Source organism: Buchnera aphidicola str. G002 (Myzus persicae) (genome assembly GCF_000521565.1).
Classification (GTDB): Bacteria; Pseudomonadota; Gammaproteobacteria; order Enterobacterales; family Enterobacteriaceae; genus Buchnera; species Buchnera aphidicola_C.
This window is the reverse complement of record NZ_CP002701.1, coordinates 493471-511446: the sequence shown is the minus strand read 5'-3', so window position 1 is coordinate 511446 and position 17976 is coordinate 493471. Positions and strand designations below refer to the sequence as shown.

Below are 17976 nucleotides of genomic sequence, written 5' to 3'. Positions count from 1 at the left end.
AAATTTTTAATAAAAATATATCATTTTATAAATACTATTTTTGAAAAAAAAATATCATATAATTTTTTTTTTGTTATATCCCATTTTAAATGCAGCTTTATCTAAGACACCGTTTATGAACTTATGACTATCTTCAGAACCAAACAATTTAGCTAATTCAATTCCTTCATTAATAGATACTTTATAAGGTATATCACTTCTTTTATATAATTCATAGAATGAAATTCTAAGAATTGCTTTTTCAATTTGTCCTAGCTCTTTTAACGATCTAAATAAATAAGGTTTCATTAAATTATCTATATTTTTACAATCACATGTAATTCCAATGATTAATTCATAAAAATATATGATGTCAATATTTTTTTTATTTCTTTCTTTTAGAAATTCCACAGCACTTTCTTTAATATTATTATGAGATATTTCCCAAGAATATAACATTTGTAAGGCACATGCACGAGCTTTCCTACGACAAGATGGTTTCATAAATAAAATGTCTCTTGATTATATAATTTTAGTTTTTTTGAGAAGATAATATTAATCTTACATCCGGACCTATTTGAGAAATATCTTCAAATTTAAATAGAAGAGAATCAAGTAATTTTAATTTATTATCAAGTATACATAATGGTTTTGCTTCATGTCCTAAAATTTTAGGTGCTATGTATATAATTAGTTCATCAATTAAATTTTCATTTAATAAAAAACCAGAAAGTATACTTCCTGCTTCTATCCATACATTATTAATTTCATGTTTTCCTAATAATTTTAAAACAGAGACAATATGAATTTTTTTATTTTCTTCTTTTGTGATAATTTGACTGATATTTTTAGGCCATAAATATTGATCTAATTTTCGTCGCATCAACCAAATTTTGCCTTCAGTTTTAACTATTTTATGTGATGGTGTAATACGATTTTTGCTATCTATAATTACTCTTATTGGATGTTGAAATATTTTTTTTGGGAAAATAGATAATGTTTTTTTATCAAATTCTTCATAGCGTATATTTAATAAAGAATCGTCGGCCAAAACAGTAGAACTACTACTTAAAATTACTGAACTTTTTGATCGGAATACTTGAACGTCTTGACGTGCATATTTTGAAGTAATCCATTTGCTTTCACCATTTTTCATGGCTATTCTTCCGTCTACCGACATTGCTAATTTAAGTTGTATTCATGGTAATCCGGTTTTCATTCTTTTAAAAAATCCTTTATTGCATTTTTGAGATTCTTTTGATAATAAACCTGTTGTTACAGAAATACCATTTTTTTTTAAATATAAGATTCCTTTCCCAGAAACTTTAGGATTAGGGTCAATACTAGATATAACAACCCGATTGATACCAGCTTTAATAAGTGCATCACAACAAGGAGGAGTTTTTCCAAAATGATTGCATGGTTCTAGTGTAATATAAGCGGTTCCGCCTTTTGCTTTTTTATCAGCCATAATTAATGCATTAACTTCTGCATGATTTTTTCCTGATTGTTCATGCCATCCTTCTCCGACAATACTATTTTTTTGGACAATCACACATCCAACATTAGGATTAGGTGAAGTAGTAAATACTCCTAATTTGCTAATTTCTATTGCTCTTTTCATATAAAATATATCATTCATTTTTTAATCTACTATTATAAAATTTTTTTAATTAAAGTGATTAAAACCTTCTTTTTTAAAAAATATTTTTTTGTTGTTATAGAAAAAATTTAAACCTTCTTCAAGAGATGTGATCTCTCCTATACATGTACAACTTACTAAAAATTTTTTTATTTTTGAATTAAGTTTCTTGACATTTTTTTTTGACACAGTAAAACATAATTCATAATCTTCTCCTATACTTAGTGCCCAATTTAAGTAATAGTGACTTTTAAAATTTTCTTTTAAAATTTTAGAAATAGGTAATTTATTTAAATTAACATTAGCTCCACATTGACTGTTTTTCAATATATGATTTAAATCAGAAATCAATCCATCTGATATATCAATTGCTGCATTAGCAATTTTTTTGAGATATTTTCCTTCATAAATTCGAGGAATAGGATGTAGGTGTCTTTTAATTAAATAGTTTCGTATCTTTGAATTTTTTAAAGATATTTTTTTTTGTAGCAAAAATAGACCTGCGGCGCTTTCTCCAAGGGTTCCTGTTACATAAATTAAATCTCCTACATGAGCATTACTTCTTAGTAATGCATCTTTTTCTTCTATTAAACCATAAATGCTTAATGTTATACTTAAAGGACCACGATTAGTATCTCCACCGATTAATCTGATATTATATTCCTTTAAAACATCAAAAAAACTATTACTAAATTTTTTTAACCATATATTATTAATTTTAGGCATGGTTATAGATAATGTAGTCCATTTTGGATCAGCACCCATAGCAGCAAGATCACTAAGATTAACTGCAACGGTTTTATAGGCTAAATCTTTAGGTGTTATATTTTTAAAAAAATGAATGTCTTCAACTAGTGTATCAGTACTTATTGCAAGAACATTATTATTTGGTATTTTGATTAAAGCACTATCATCTCCAATTCCTTTTATCTCATTGAGATCTTTTTTTTGATTGCGTTGAAAATATTTAGAGATAATTTCAAATTCAGTATATTTCATAATTGAGAGTTAAATATTTAAGATAGATATTCAATAAAATACATTTAAAATTATAGTATTTTTTTTAAATATTTCATGACATTAATCATTTCTAATACAGCTAAAGCTGCTTCAGAACCTTTATTACCCATTTTTGTACCTGATCTTTCAATTGATTGCTCAATGCTGTTTGTGGTTAATATACCTAATGTAATAGGTATTAAATACTGAGTACTAATTTTTAAAAGATTACTAGTGGTATCACCAGCTATATATTTAAAATGATCAGTATCTCCTTTAATAATAGTACCGATTACAATAATAGCATCATATTTACCAGATTTGGCAATATAACTTGCTGCTACTGATATTTCGTATGTTCCAGGAACATATATTTGTAATATATTTTTTTCTTCCACTTGACCTATTCTTTTTAAAGTATCTAATGCTCCTAATAATAAATTTTTATTAATAAATTCATTAAATCGAGCAATGATAATTACAATAGATGCGTGTTTGGCTGTAATACCTGATTGAATTATATTCATTTTTTATATTGACTTAATAGTTAAATTTTTTTCAATTGTTTATTTTTTTAATATCCAAGCATGTCCGTAGTGATTATAAAAACCTGCTAATTTTCCTGCTTTTTCACCAATTCCTGTATACAAATCAAAATGTTGACCCTTAATTGCTCCACCTACATCTAATGCAATGACTAGACGCATCTCATATTTCTTAATAAATATACCATTTTTATCAAGTAAAGGGATTTGCAGTAATACGATAGTACCTTTTTTTATTATATTTGTATCAGCTGCGATTGATGTTTTAGCTACTAATGGAACAGAACTTGCACCATATACTTCTTTTCTTTGCGTTTCTTTAAAGAAAACAAAGGATGTGTTTTCTTCAAATAAATTTTTTATTTCTTTATTCGTGTGTTTTTTACACCAGTTTTTAATAGCTTGCATAGACATATTTTTTTTTTCTATTTCACCACGATTAATTAGAATTTGTCCAATACTTTTATAAGGCCATCCATTACTACCTGAGTAGCTAAAAAACTTTAATGGTTTGTTGTTTTCATAATCTATAAATGCACTTCCTTGAATTTCCATAATAAAATTATCTATCAAAGAATTAGTATAAGCTAAAATATATCTTTTATCTAAAATTCCATTATATATTTCTTTTCTTTTAGGTAAATATTGTTTTTTTTTAAAATTATAAGGCATTGAATATATTGGATAAATAAAATTTTTTTGTGGTGTTTTTCTAGCCTTTATTATAGGCGTATAATATCCACTTATTTTAACATTTCCATAGTTATCTGTACCTTTCATTTGAAATAAATTAATTCCAAATTTATAAAATTCATTTATATTAGAATTTTTTAACCATTTTTCAATTGAAGTGTAAATAGTTTTGTTTTTAAAATATAAACTGGGTGACGATTTTTTAATTTTATTTATTTGAAGAAACAATGATTCTGGATTAATTAATTTATTTTCAATATTTATTTTTTTTATTCTAGTCAGATTGTATATTAATTTTTTTTTATATTGCTGTCCTTTATTTGTAGGTTCATTCATACAAGCTACTGTAAATGTAAAAAACAAAGTTAAAAATATCATTACAACTATTTTTTTTTTCATTTTTATTTTTTAATATCTAACTATAGAATGATAGATTTTTTTATAATTTAGTTATTGTATCTGATTTTTAATAAAAATATTTAATTTATAAAAAAATTTGATTTTTTTAAAATAAAGGTGTATTATTTAATTACTACAGACGCGGGGTGGAGCAGCTTGGTAGCTCGTCGGGCTCATAACCCGAAGGTCGTTGGTTCAAATCCAGCCCCCGCAACCAATTATTAAATTTCTAATTTAATAAAAAATTAAATTTTATTTAACATCCCATCTTTTTCAAAAAAATTCCAAATTTTTATATAAAAAATTTTCATCCATTTTTTATTTTTTAATAAAATACAAATCATATATAAAAAATAATATATAGATTGCAGTAAAAATGCAAGAGGATTGTTATGAAAGAACGTACTACTGAATTAGTTCAGGGTTTTCGTCACAGCGTTCCTTATATTAATGCTCATCGGGGGAAAACATTTATAATAATGTTAGGTGGCGAAGCAATTAAATATGGAAATTTTTCTGGTATTATTAATGATATAGGATTATTGCATAGTTTAGGTATTCGTTTAGTTGTTGTATATGGATCTTGTCCTCAAATTAACGCAAGCTTAAATGAAAAAAATATTAAAATTATGTATCATAAATACACACGAATTACTGATTCAGCGTCTTTAGAACAAGTAAAGCAAGCAGCAGGAAGATTGCAACTTGATATTACAGCACGTTTGTCAATGAGCTTAAGTAATACTCCTCTACAAGGAGCTAATATAAATGTAGTTAGTGGTAATTTTATTATTGCTCAACCTTTGGGCGTAGATGATGGTATTGATTATTGTCATACTGGTCGAATTAGAAGAATTGATAAAAGTGCAATTGATTGTCAATTGAAAAATGGAGCTATAGTTTTAATTGGTCCGGTAGCAGTTTCTGTCACAGGAGAAAGTTTTAATTTAACTTCTGAAGAAATAGCTACTCAAGTCAGTATTAAATTAAAAGCAGAAAAAATGATCGGTTTTTGCAGTAAGCAAGGAGTTATAGATAATGAAGGTAAAATTATTTCTGAGTTACTTCCTGATGATATAAAACATAAAATTAGTAAATTAGAAGAAAAAGGTGACTATATTTCTTCAACTGTACGATTTTTAAGAGGAGCAATAAAAGCTTGTAAAAAAGGAGTAAATCGGAGTCATTTAATTAGCTATCATAAAAATGGAGCATTATTGCAAGAATTATTTTCTCGTGATGGTATTGGTACACAAATGGTTATGGAATCAGCAGAAAAAATAAGACGAGCTAGCATTAATGATATTGGAGGAATATTAGAATTAATTCGACCTTTAGAAAAAAAAGGAATTTTAGTTCGTAGATCAAGAGAACAATTAGAAGTAGAAGTAGATAAATTTACTATTATTGAACGTGATAACTTGACTATTGCCTGTGCTGCACTCTATCCTTTTGTAAAAGAAAAAATAGGAGAAATGGCTTGTGTAGCCGTTCATCCTGATTATCGAAATTCTTCTAGAGGCGATTTATTATTAAAAAAAATAAAAATTCATGCGCGAGAAATAAATTTAAAAAAAATTTTTGTATTAACAACAAAAAGTATCCATTGGTTTCAAGAGAGAGGTTTTGTTTTAGTAGATGTGGATATGTTACCTGAAAGTAAAAAGAAAATGTATAATTATCAACGTCGTTCTAAAATTTTAATGATTGATATATTTTAATATATGGCATGCTTTAGTGAGCATCGTAAAATTTTTATATATTATTCTAAAAAGTTGTTCATTTCTATAAAATTATTCTTTTTTATATTTTTCAAAGCTGTTTTTATAAAAATTTTTTTGTTTGAAAAAATATTTAATATATTTCGAGATCTTGTGATACCAGTATATAAAACATCTTTATTTAAAATATTTGAATCAACATTAGGTAATATTAAAGACGTATTCATAAATTCAGAACCTTGTGCTTTATGTACAGTAATAACCCAAGCTGTTTCATAATTTCTTAAGATATTTATAGGAATATTTATAATATTTTTTTCTTTTAAAAAAGATACTTGTAAGACACCCTTATTACTCATATTAGTAATACCTATATTGCCATTAAATACATCTAGAAGTTGATTATTAGAATTAATCATAATAGGTTTTCCTACATACCATATTTTATTATTAATATAAAAATATTTGATCATGTCTTTTTTATACATTTCTTCTTCTATTTTTTTATTTAATATATTTGCACCGAAGATACCATCGCGTAATACACATAATACTTGATGATATTGAAAAGTTTCTATGATGTTTTGAATTTTTTCTTTTTTATATATTTTTTCCCAAAACTTTTTATAATTTAAAGAAATATTCTCAATCATTTTTTGATAATTTTCCATAGAATTTATTTCATAAAAAAAAACGTTTTGAATGCTATTATTAAATAGTTCTTCAAAAATATTTATTTTTTTATTAGATATTGCATTTGATAAAATATAAATTCCTGAATTTTTTTTAAATCTATAATTTTTTTTTAATATACAAATATTATTATTAATAGAGTTGATTTTATTTTCATTTATTTTATTTGCTATTTTATAGTTTGTCAGTTTTTCTAGATTTAATAAAGTTTTATAGTTGTATCCGTTATTAGAGTAACGAGCAATACTTTTTAAAATAGAACCTGCATCTATTGGACATAATTGATTATGATCTCCTATAAAAATTAATTTAGTATTTTTAGATACTGCATCAAATATTTTTTCTATCATTAAAATATCTATCATTGAAGTTTCATCAATAATTAATACGTCTAAATTTAATCGATTGTTTTTATTGAAAAAACTTTTTTGTGATATTTTTTGAAATCCTAATAATTGATGTATTGTTATAGCAGAGCATGGAAGATAAGTTTTTTCTTTTTGAGAAAGATAAATATCAAAAATATTATTTTCTATAATTTCGTTTAAACGTGTTGTTGCTTTTCCAGTAGGAGCAGATAATTGAATTTTTATTGATTTCTTTGCTGTTTTTATTAGAGCAATAATTATTTTTAATATAGTAGTAGTTTTTCCAGTTCCAGGTCCGCCAATAATAAAAGTTATATTTTTTATTAAAGTTAGTGCTACCGCTATTTTTTGAGTGTTTTTAAATTTTTCAGGGAATAAATTATCTAATATTTTAGAAAATTTTTTATTATTCACTTTTTTATTTTTATTTTTTTCATTTAAAAATTTTAAAATGTTTATTTCAGATTTCCACATTTTATAAAGATATATTTTTTTTTTAAATAATACTAAAGGTGTAGAATCAGAACCGTTACTAACAGAGTTGTGTTGTAATAATTCTTCTAACCAATTTATTTTTTTTTCTAATATATTTAAAATTTTTTGTATAAATTTTGTATTTGTAGTAGAAAAAAAATGATTTTTTTCAAAATATTCTATTGGTAAAAAAATATGACCATTTTTATTTTCATAGCTCACACATGCTGCAACTAACATTAAAATAGTGTTTTTTTTTGATATAAATTGTGAAAAATAAAAATCAATAGGACGAATAATTTTCATGATCACAGCTTTTTTTAAAAGTGAAGTCATTATGTTCATTTTTTATTAATCTTCTATAACATTAAATTAATCAGTTGTTGTATTAAAGAATAATTTGGAATAGTATAAAAAATACCATTATTTTTTTCATTACTTATGGCACGTAAAAAAATATAAAAAACACCTCCAAAGTTTTTTGTATAATTATAATTTTTTATTTTTTTTTGCAAAAATTGATGTATAGCGATAGTGTATAATTGATATTGCACATCATATCTATTTTTAATCATTTCTTTTTCTATCAATTCTTTAGAATAAAAACTATTATCTTGCCCTAACCAGTTAGATTTATAATCTACTATGTAATATTTATTATCCCAATGAAATACTAAATCAATAGATCCTTTTAAAATTCCTGTAACAGGATTAAAAAAAAATTGAGGAGAACAAGTAGATAAAAAATCAAAAGATTGAATAATCTTGTTAAATTTTTCACTGTATAAAATGTTTTTAATAGGTAAAAAAAATTCAAATTCTTTTACATATGTTTGTTTTTTTAATTGAGATAGAATAATTTTATTATCATTAAATGAAGTGTTTAAAATATCATATGTCCAAGACATCAGTGTAGGAGTCCATTTTATAGGAATATTATATTTTTCTAGAACATCAGAAAACCAATAATAATTTTTTTGATTTATTACATTTATATTTTTTAATATATAATGCATTAATAAACCTGTTTTTTTCCCTAAAGGAAAAGTATGTAGCGTTAATTTTTTTTTTATTTTATCTTTTTTAAAAATATTTTCTAATATAATTTCTTTTTTATTATGTATCAATAATTTATTTTCTTTTTTTAATTGAGTAAAGCTTGTGATATTCCAAATATTTTTAATTTCTTGTTTAGATAAATTAAATTCAGATAGCCAATAAATATTTTTTTTACTTATAGAGAATTCTGATTTTATTGTATCATGTTTAATTTCTATCAAATTATTATCACTTAATTTATTTAATTTTATAGATAAATTGTTACAATCCATCATTTCGCCATCTTGTATAAGATATCCTAATGCACTATGATGAAGATCACTATTTTTTCTATTTTTTATCTTTTTTTTTATTAAACAAGATATTCCAAGACTACAGTGAAGAATTGATCTTGTTAGTGCGACATATAAAAAACGCAAATCTTCTCCTAATCTTTCTTCATCTGACATCATTAAACTTTTTTGACTTTTTTCTGAGTCAAGAAATATTTTAAAAGTTTTTTGATCATGATATATTGAATTTTTTGATTGATTAAAATCAATCCCAAAAGGGAGCCAAACAATAGGATATTCTAATCCCTTTGCTTTGTGTATAGTAATAATTTTAACTGCTTGTGATTCATCTAAATATCTAATATATTCATTACATAAAGGTTGTTTTTTTTCTAGTATTTTTTTTTCAAACCAACAAACTAAAGATTTTTTTTTATGCAAAAATTGAAATTTTTCTTGTAATAATTCCCCTATTTGTAAAAAATTAAAATTTTTTTGAGAATTTAGATATGTTTCTGAAAAATTAAAATTTTTTTGAGAATCTAATATTATTTTTCTTATCATTTGAAAAATACTTATTTTGTCCCAAATGTCATGATATTGATATAATTTTTCTATGATAAAATATAAATTTTCATCTTCTAACTTATTTTTTTCTATAAAAAATATTTTTTTTAAAATATCAGTTGAAAGAGATTGTTGTAGTAATTTTTTATTAGTTGGTTCTAAAATAGATTTTAATATACATAATAATTCTTGAGCATCAAAAGTTTGAAATACACTTTTTTTGGATGATGAATATATTGACATGATGTTTATTTTGTTTAGTTCTTCTTGAATAAGAGTCGCTTCTTTTTCATTTCTTACTAATATGGCAATATCATTAGATTTAAGAGTTCTTTGTCCATTTTTAGTAGTAATTATAGCTTTTCCTTTTTTTGCACAAGTCAGCCAATAATTGATTTCATGTGCACATTGTTTTGAAATCCAAAATTGGTAATCATCTAAATAAATTTCATTATCTTTGTTGAAAAAGAAACTTATTGGAGTTTGTGAAATTCCTTTGATACTAAAATTCATTTTTGCATTTTTCAAAGTTGGAATAATAGGTATAAAAGGAATATTTTTTAAGATAAAAGGATTATGATTTTGAGAAAATAAAAAATTGATACTTTTAGACATGTTAATTGAAGAGCGCCAATTAATATCAAGATAATAATATTTTTTAATTTTAGATTTTACATACAAGTAAGAAAAAATATCTGCTCCTCTAAAACTATATATTGCTTGTTTCGGGTCTCCAATAAGAAACAATGCTGTTTTTTTGTTTTTTTTCTTATAAATAAGATTAAATATTTCATACTGTTGAACATCTGTGTCTTGAAATTCATCAATAAATGCTACAGGGTATTTTTTTCTAATTAATTCTCTAAGAGATTTTTCTTTTTTAATAGATTTTAAAAGAAGATTTAATAAATCGTTAAATCCTAAAAAGTTTTTTTTTTCTTTTTCTTTAAGTAAAAATTTAGGTATATTTTTTATGGCGTAAAAAAAAATTATATTTTTTAACGAAAAATTTTTTTTTAATATTTTTTCTGTTTCTTCAAAAACAATATGATTTGCATCACTTTCATTTATTGTGTTAATTTTAATGCTCTTTGGGGTAAAATATTTCAATTCACTTGGAATTGTATAATCTTTAGTAAAAGTTTTAGCCCATCTCGTAATATTATCAATCCATCTAGAAACATTAAATTGATTATATATTTTTTTGTTTATTTTTATTGTATCGATTTTTTTAAATATTATTGAATGATAATTCAACCAAATTTCTTTAAAATAGTTTATTTTTTTGATATTTTTTTCATGATGAACAATTAACGTTTCATTTTTAATTTTTTTTGTAAAATATATTGATTTTATATGTAAAAAAGGTTTAATTTTTTTTAAAAGATATTCTGGATTTTTATAATTTTTATAAATTATTCTAATCATTTCTTCTGGTAAATTATAGAAATAATATCTCCAGAAATCTTGTGTTGCTTGGAGATATAATTGCTCTTCATTTTCGATTATTTTTTCTTGAAAAATGGTATTTAAATAAAAAGTATGTGATTTTAATATGTTTTGACAAAAACCATGAATAGTATAAATAGATATATTATTTATATTATTATATGCCTCTTCTAATATATAAATTGCCTCTTCTATATTATTAATTTTTTTTAAAAATGATTGAGAAATAAAATCATTACTATTTTTACAAATACAAGCTTGATATAAATTTTTAATCCCATCTTTAATCCGTATATATAATTCTTCTTTTGAAGCATTCGTAAAAGTCACTACTAGTATTTCATGTACTAAAAGTTTTTTAATATATGTTTTTTTTTCTCCAATACCTAGTAATAAACGTAAATATAATAATACGATTGTAAAAGTTTTACCGGTTCCAGCAGAAGCTTCTATTAAAGTAATACCTTGAATAGGTATTTTAAAAGCATTTAATTTTTTTCTATTATGTGAATTCATATTATAATCTATTTTAAAATTTTTTTGTTTTTTAATAATGGAGTTAACCATATTTGAGCTGTTTGACAAATTTTTTTTATATTTTTTTCATTTAATGTTTTAATAAGACTTCTAATATATATATCTTTTTTTTCTCCTTTAAAATAATTATTTCCCATCCAAGTTTCTAATAATTTTTTATATCCTTTACGTATGGAATTATTATCTTGTTTTATAACATTATTTTTTATATCATAAATTTGATCAAGCCAAGCAGCACCTGATTTTATCAGAAATAAAGGTTTTTGAGAACCTTTAACATAACCTTCAATATACTTTAAAAGATAATCATATGCTGTATTAGGATCTAAACAAATATAAGACCACATTTGATTTTTATAACCTATAATTTTGCTTTCTCCTGTACCACATATAAGAGTATAAATTAGATGTTCTATCCATAAAGATATACGATCACTATAATTGATTAAAGTAGGTTTCCAACGAAGTAAACCTGTACTTTGTATTTCAGATAAAATTCCATTTATTCTGTATTTTTGTATGTGTATATTAATTTTTTTTTCTTCTGTACAATTTCTGTATTTATTAACTAATTTTGATATAGATTGCATTTCTTTTATTTTATCTTTCCAAAATACTGTTCCAAAAAAGTTATACGGTAATTTTCCACAAAGCCGATAATATTGAAATATTTTTTTTGTATCTTCACATTTTATAGCTTTATTTAATAGAATTTTTTTTATTTCAAAAGCATCTAATTGATGAACTGAAAAAGGCTCTGTGATAATAAGTTCTTGTTTAGGTAAATCAAATTTAATATTTAAATGATTTTTAAAAAAGTAATGAATTGGATTTTTCCAAAAACAGATTAGATCTATTAAATCAATTCTATCAAAACATTTTTTTTTCAATAATTTAGATTCATAAATTTTTATCTCAGTATTTTTTAACCTACCTATAGAATTTTCAATCTTAAAATCATCTGTATTTTTTATTGTATAAAAATACTCTTTTGTATATGTTTTACATAAATGTTTAGTTATTTTTCTTCTCTTTTCATTTGTAGTTAAATTTTGGTCACCCATCAAATAAAAATTTGATATTATATAAGATAATAGTTGATCAACCATAACTGAAGGATATATTTTACTATTATCTTTGATTGAATATCCGACGTAACTTATGTAAAAATATTTTTGAGCACAAGAAATGTTTTGAAGGAATAAAAAGTAATATTTCTGATAGGCATTAAAATCACTTGTTATAGGATATTTGTTTAATAAATTAAAATTATCTAAAGTATTTTGTTTTGGAATATTTTTGTTATCAGCTCCAATAAAACATATTATTTTAAATGGAATAAAACAGATAGAAGAAGGATGGCAAAAATTTATTACACCGGGTAAAAATTTTTTATTATTCGTAGGATTATTTTTAATAATAAAGTTTTTTTTTAATATTTCAATAGAAATTTTTTTTTTATAATTAGATAGTAAAGCATCATCTATCATTTCTATCCATTTTTTTTGAATGATTTGAAGACAATCATTTATGCGTTCACTTTTAAGAAAAAAATCATTAATAATGTTTTTTGATAATGAGCGCCAATATATTAAATTTTGTAATTTTGATAATTTTTTTTGCCATTTTTTTAGTACATTAATGAAGATTACTAATTTTCCTATTAAATCTGCTCGAGAACCATGAATTAAAGTAGATGATAAAATATCATTCCAAATATTTTCTGTATCATTCATTGCATAACTAAGTAATAACTTTTCAATACCATAAAACCAGGTATTCTGTTTGTTTTGAGAAAATGAAAATTTTTTTTTATGTTTTTCATTAATAGCCCATCTAATATTTACTTCTTTGATCCAATAATATAAAATATTTATTTCTTCTTCAGAAATGTCAAAACGATCTGCTATTTCTGGAATATCAAATAATTCTAATATTTCTTCATTTTCAAATCGACTATTGGATAGATTTAATAAATTCTTAAAAACGGAAAATATTATTTCTGTTTTTTTAGATTTTTTTGTAGAAATAAAAAAGGGCAGTTTGTTTTTTTTATGCGCTGCATTAAAAATTGTATCAATAGATGAAATATAATCATCCATAGAAAAAGAAGTAACGACTATATCACTTAATTTAATATATTGATTTTTTTCCAAAAATAATAATAATTTTTCATGTAAAATTTCAATTTCATTTTTTCTATTATAACAAATATTTATAGAAATTGAATTATCAGTTAATTCTATAATCCTTTTTTTTTTAAAGAATTTGTCTTCAAGAAAATCGTTTTTAATATGATTTAATAAGTTATTATTTTTGTTTTTTTCAAAATAATTTATTATTTTAATTTTTTTAGAGTCCAGAATATTTATTTTTTTAAATAATTCTTGATTTTTACATAATCTCATTAATGGATTTTGAAATCTATTTTTTTTAGAGAACTTAACTTGTAAAAAATAAATGTTAAAATAAATACTAATTTTTTTAAAAATTTCAATAAAAACAGGATTTAATTGAGGAGAAGAAATAATAAAACAACGTTTAGGAAAATGTTTTTTTTTTATTTTATCTTGTTTGATAAGTAATTGAAATTTATATAATAGACTTGAAAAGTGATATTTTAACGGATTCATATTTTGATAATTATTGATTATTTCTTTCCATAATTTAATTTGCCATTGATCACTATTACCAATAGAAGTTATAAGTTTTTCTTTTTCCCATGTATTAATCCAATCCGGACGATAAAAAAGATATTGTTCAAATATATTAGCCATTAAAAATGAAAATTTAAATTTTTTCATCTTATTTTCTTTTATATTAATATATTCACAAATTTTTTTTTCATCTAAAATTTTCATAATTTTCCAAGTCATAATAGATTGAGTAAATATATTTTTATATTCTTTTATTCCAAAAAATTTTTGAAATAATTTTAATATAAAATTATAAGGATGATAATATTTTATATTAGCAGAAATACCTTTTTGGTTAGCAATAAAAACATTTAAATATTGAAATAATATTTTATTATCATGAAGAAAAATTTCTTGTTCAAAAATATTAGACAGTGGGTTTTTTTCGATTATTTTGTGTGCTTTTAAAAATAGTGTCTCAATTTTATTTGATCTATAAACGATAAACATATATACCTATTTTTTTTTGTAAAGATGAATATCTATTTGAGGATAGGGAATATTAATATTGTTTTTATCTAATGCTTTTTTAAATTCAGCCATTAAATCCCAATATACTGGATTTAAATCAGTAGTATTGCTCCAACAACGAACTATAAAATTTAGAGAAGATGGTGCTAATTCACTTAGTCCGATCACAATATCTCGATCTTTAATTACTCTATCTTCATTTTCTATAACTGTTCGTAATGTTTTAATTACTAAATCAATATCTGAATTATATGATACACTTATAATAAACTCGTTACGACGTGCTGGTTCTCTTGAATAATTAATAATATTACCAGATATAATTTTATTATTAGGTACAACTACGATTTTTCCATCTAAAGTACGTAATGTTGTATAAAAAATATGAATATTTAATACAGTTCCTGATACATTTCCTAAGTCAACATATTCTCCAGTTTTTAATGGTCTCAGTGTAACTAATAAGACACCAGCTGCAAAATTAGATAATGAGCCTTGTAAAGCTAAACCTATAGCCATACCTGCTGCTCCTAAAATAGCAATAACTGATGTAGTTTGTACTCCAATTCGACCTAATGCAGCAATGAGAGTAAAGGTAATGATAATATATCGCATTAGAGCCGAAAGAAATCCTGCGATAGTCGCATCAATACGACGAGTGATTAATACCTGATTAACTCCATTTGATATTATTTTAGCTATAAACATTCCTGCAATTAAAATAATGATTGCAGATGTTAAATTTATCATATATTCAAGAAGTAATTCTTGGTTGCGTATTAACCAATTTCCTGCATGGTTAATATCATTTACTACATTTAGCTCATCCATTATTATCTCTATATAGTCATTTTAAAAATAATTGTTTTTGTTTTTTAATATTCAAGACACATAAAATAAATTTTTTTGATTCAATAGTTTTTCGGAGAATATTGTTATTTATTCCCCGGAATATAATAAAAATTTTCTATAAGTATATTTATAAGATGTTAAAAGCGTTTAATTCCTTAAATGCTTGTTCTAATCTAATAGACATTGATTTTTGAGATTCTCTTATCCATGATCTTGGATCATAGTATTTTTTATTAGGTTTATGTTTATCTGTTTTATTTCCTAATTGATTTTGTAAAAATTCTTTGTTTTTTTTATAAAAATTGTAAACTCCGTTCCATGTTGCCCATTGCATATCAGTATCAATATTCATTTTTACAATACCATATTTAATAGATTCTTGTATTTCCTCTAAATGTGAACCTGAACCTCCATGAAATACTAGATTTAATGGATTTTTTCCTAAATTGTGTTTAATACTGACATATTTTTGTGAATTTTTTAAAATAATAGGTTGAAGATCAACGTTTCCTGGTTGGTAAACACCATGTATATTACCAAATGAAGCTGCAATACTAAAATTTTCGCTTATTTTTTTAAGATTTTCATATGCGAAATTAACATCTTGAGGTTGTGTATAAAGTAATTTTTTATCTATTTTAGTATTGTCAACACCATCTTCTTCACCTCCTGTACATCCTAGTTCTATCTCTAACAGCATATTAATTTTTTTCATTCTTTTGAGATATTGACTGCAAGTTGATATGTTCTCTTCTAAATTTTCTTTTGATAGATCAATCATATGAGAAGTAAAAAAAGGTTTACTATTTTTTCTATAGTATTTTTCTCCGAATTCTAGTAATCCATCAATCCATGACAACATGTCTTTTGTACAATGGTCTGTATGAAGTATTACTGGTACATTATAGTATTTTGCCATTAAATGCACATGTTGAGCTCCTGATATAGCTCCTTTAATAGCTTGTTCTTGAATCATTAAAGATTTTTTTTGATAACCTGCAATAAAAGCTGCTCCTCCATGTGAAAATTGTATGATAACTGGAGATCGCACTCTAGCAGACGTTTCTAATACAGTATTTATAGAATCAGTTCCAATACAATTAACAGCTGGTATTGCAAAACCTTTTTTTTTCGCGAATTCAAATGTTATTCGAGCTTCATCACCAGTCATCACACCTGGTTGAATGATATTCAAAATATTCAATTTTTTATCCTATTTAAAAATTTTTTAGAGTTGCAGTTAATTATTTATGTTATTTTTTTTGAAATTTTCTTCTAGCATCTGAATTGCAGGTAATTTTTTACCTTCTATAAATTCTAAAAATGCTCCACCTCCAGTAGAAATATAAGAAATATTATTTTGTATATTAAACATATCAATTACAGATAATGTATCTCCTCCTCCAGCAATAGAAAATGCAGTACTATTTGCAATAGTTTTTGCAATCATTTCAGTTCCTTTTCGAAAATATGGAAATTCAAATACACCAACTGGACCATTCCAAATAATTGTTTGAGATTTTTTTAGAATTTTGACTACGTTCTTTATAGTTTCATCACCAAAATCCATAATTTCTTCATTTTCTTCAATATTAAAAGGTGATTTGATTGTAGATTTTTCAGTTTTATGAAATTTTTTTCCTATTCTTGAATCAATTGGTACAATAATATTATATTTATCACGTAATTTTTTAGCTTCACATATAAAATCTAATTCGCATAATGATTTTCCAATTTTATGGTCAATAGCTAAAAAAGTATTGGCAATGCCACCTCCTACGATGATAGTATCTGCAATTTTACACAGTTTATGTAATACATTAAACTTAGTTGATACTTTTGAACCTCCTACGATTGCTACCAAAGGACGTTTTGGTTTTTCTAATGCTTTTTTTAAAGCTATAATTTCATTTATTAATAAAAGTCCGGCACATGCAATCTTAACAAATTTTCCAATACCGTAAGTAGATGATTGCATTCTATGAGCACTACCAAAAGCATCCATTATAAATATATCGCAAAGATTGGCATATTTTTTAGATAATGCATCGTCATTACTTAATTCTCCTTTATTAAAACGAACATTTTCTAAAACTACAACTTCTCCTGGATTTATATGAATGTCTTTCATATCGTTATTAGAAAAATATACTTGGGTGTTAAGTAATTTTTTTTTTAAATATTTAAAAATAGGAAATAAAGAATACTTTTTTGTATAAGTTCCTTCTTTAGGTCTTCCTAAATGAGACATAATAATTACTTTAGCATTTTTTTGAATCGCTAATTGAATAGTCGGAAGAGCTGCTAGTATTCTAGCTTCAGACTGAATGATTTCATTTTCTATAGGAACATTTAGATCACTTCTTATTAAAACTGTTTTTCCTGTTATATCTAATGTTGTCATTTTATGTATATTCATAAACTAGCCTATCTATAGTAGATTTTTATTTGAATTATTTTTTTAAAGAATATTTATCATTTTTATTTTTATAAAAGATTATTGTAACCTGTTATCATATTAATAACAGGTTATTAAAAAATAACATAATTTTGATAAAAA

Annotated in this window: 11 protein-coding genes, 1 tRNA gene and 1 pseudogene; 2 read left to right on the top strand and 11 right to left on the bottom strand. The window is 23.5% G+C overall.

Annotated features, from left to right (window positions below; genetic code table 11):
• Positions 1-54: 54 nt before the first annotated feature.
• The 5 genes and pseudogenes from nusB to mltA all read right to left on the bottom strand — a co-directional run bounded on the left by nusB (position 55) and on the right by mltA (position 4257).
• Positions 55-483: a transcription antitermination factor NusB gene (nusB, locus tag BUMPG002_RS02355; RefSeq protein ID WP_025369087.1), complete on the bottom strand. Its 429-nt coding sequence runs from the start codon at positions 481-483 to the stop codon at positions 55-57.
• Positions 484-511: 28 nt separating this feature from the next.
• Positions 512-1603, bottom strand: a pseudogene (gene ribD / locus BUMPG002_RS03305) (bifunctional diaminohydroxyphosphoribosylaminopyrimidine deaminase/5-amino-6-(5-phosphoribosylamino)uracil reductase RibD).
• Between the two features lie 45 nt (positions 1604-1648).
• Positions 1649-2620: a thiamine-phosphate kinase gene (gene thiL / locus BUMPG002_RS02340; protein WP_025369084.1), complete on the bottom strand. Its 972-nt coding sequence runs from the start codon at positions 2618-2620 to the stop codon at positions 1649-1651.
• A gap of 50 nt (positions 2621-2670) precedes the next feature.
• The gene (gene ribH / locus BUMPG002_RS02335) at positions 2671-3147 is read right to left on the bottom strand and encodes a 6,7-dimethyl-8-ribityllumazine synthase (RefSeq protein WP_044006142.1); all 477 of its coding nucleotides are present in this window, start codon (positions 3145-3147) and stop codon (positions 2671-2673) included.
• A gap of 39 nt (positions 3148-3186) precedes the next feature.
• Positions 3187-4257 carry a murein transglycosylase A gene (gene mltA, locus BUMPG002_RS02330; RefSeq protein WP_025369083.1) on the bottom strand — a complete coding sequence of 357 codons (1071 nt, stop codon included), beginning with the start codon at positions 4255-4257 and terminating at the stop codon, positions 3187-3189.
• 140 nt (positions 4258-4397) lie between these two features.
• Here mltA and BUMPG002_RS02325 point away from each other — a divergent pair.
• Together BUMPG002_RS02325 and argA are read left to right on the top strand one after the other, a co-directional pair.
• A tRNA-Met gene (locus BUMPG002_RS02325) sits at positions 4398-4474 on the top strand.
• 175 nt (positions 4475-4649) lie between these two features.
• Positions 4650-5978: an amino-acid N-acetyltransferase gene (gene argA / locus BUMPG002_RS02320; RefSeq protein WP_025369082.1), complete on the top strand. Its 1329-nt coding sequence runs from the start codon at positions 4650-4652 to the stop codon at positions 5976-5978.
• 41 nt (positions 5979-6019) lie between these two features.
• On the opposite strand, the gene recD is transcribed toward argA, so the two are convergent.
• From recD to BUMPG002_RS02290, 6 genes are all read right to left on the bottom strand, one after another.
• Positions 6020-7849 carry an exodeoxyribonuclease V subunit alpha gene (recD, locus tag BUMPG002_RS02315; RefSeq protein WP_025384594.1) on the bottom strand — a complete coding sequence of 610 codons (1830 nt, stop codon included), beginning with the start codon at positions 7847-7849 and terminating at the stop codon, positions 6020-6022.
• Positions 7850-7872: 23 nt separating this feature from the next.
• Positions 7873-11376, bottom strand: coding sequence for an exodeoxyribonuclease V subunit beta (gene recB, locus BUMPG002_RS02310; protein ID WP_025369080.1), 3504 nt, complete (start codon positions 11374-11376; stop codon positions 7873-7875).
• A gap of 8 nt (positions 11377-11384) precedes the next feature.
• Positions 11385-14543 (bottom strand): exodeoxyribonuclease V subunit gamma, encoded by a 3159-nt coding sequence (locus BUMPG002_RS02305; protein WP_025369079.1) that lies wholly within the window; start codon positions 14541-14543, stop codon positions 11385-11387.
• A gap of 6 nt (positions 14544-14549) precedes the next feature.
• A complete protein-coding gene (mscS, locus tag BUMPG002_RS02300; RefSeq protein WP_025369078.1) occupies positions 14550-15395 on the bottom strand; it encodes a small-conductance mechanosensitive channel MscS in 846 nt (281 codons plus the stop codon).
• A gap of 148 nt (positions 15396-15543) precedes the next feature.
• On the bottom strand, positions 15544-16620 hold the full coding sequence (gene fbaA, locus BUMPG002_RS02295; protein WP_025369077.1) for a class II fructose-bisphosphate aldolase: 1077 nt from the start codon (positions 16618-16620) through the stop codon (positions 15544-15546).
• 36 nt (positions 16621-16656) lie between these two features.
• Positions 16657-17835: a phosphoglycerate kinase gene (locus tag BUMPG002_RS02290; protein ID WP_025369076.1), complete on the bottom strand. Its 1179-nt coding sequence runs from the start codon at positions 17833-17835 to the stop codon at positions 16657-16659.
• Positions 17836-17976: the final 141 nt, after the last annotated feature.

Bases quoted from the DNA above. Each gene is read 5' to 3' on its own strand.
- nusB (WP_025369087.1), bottom strand. From the start codon at position 483: ATGAAACCATCTTGTCGTAGGAAAGCTCGTGCATGTGCCTTACAAATG.
- thiL (WP_025369084.1), bottom strand. From the start codon at position 2,620: ATGAAATATACTGAATTTGAAATTATCTCTAAATATTTTCAACGCAAT.
- ribH (WP_044006142.1), bottom strand. From the start codon at position 3,147: ATGAATATAATTCAATCAGGTATTACAGCCAAACACGCATCTATTGTA.
- mltA (WP_025369083.1), bottom strand. From the start codon at position 4,257: ATGAAAAAAAAAATAGTTGTAATGATATTTTTAACTTTGTTTTTTACA.
- argA (WP_025369082.1), top strand. From the start codon at position 4,650: ATGAAAGAACGTACTACTGAATTAGTTCAGGGTTTTCGTCACAGCGTT.
- recD (WP_025384594.1), bottom strand. From the start codon at position 7,849: ATGACTTCACTTTTAAAAAAAGCTGTGATCATGAAAATTATTCGTCCT.
- recB (WP_025369080.1), bottom strand. From the start codon at position 11,376: ATGAATTCACATAATAGAAAAAAATTAAATGCTTTTAAAATACCTATT.
- BUMPG002_RS02305 (WP_025369079.1), bottom strand. From the start codon at position 14,543: ATGTTTATCGTTTATAGATCAAATAAAATTGAGACACTATTTTTAAAA.
- mscS (WP_025369078.1), bottom strand. From the start codon at position 15,395: ATGGATGAGCTAAATGTAGTAAATGATATTAACCATGCAGGAAATTGG.
- BUMPG002_RS02290 (WP_025369076.1), bottom strand. From the start codon at position 17,835: ATGAATATACATAAAATGACAACATTAGATATAACAGGAAAAACAGTT.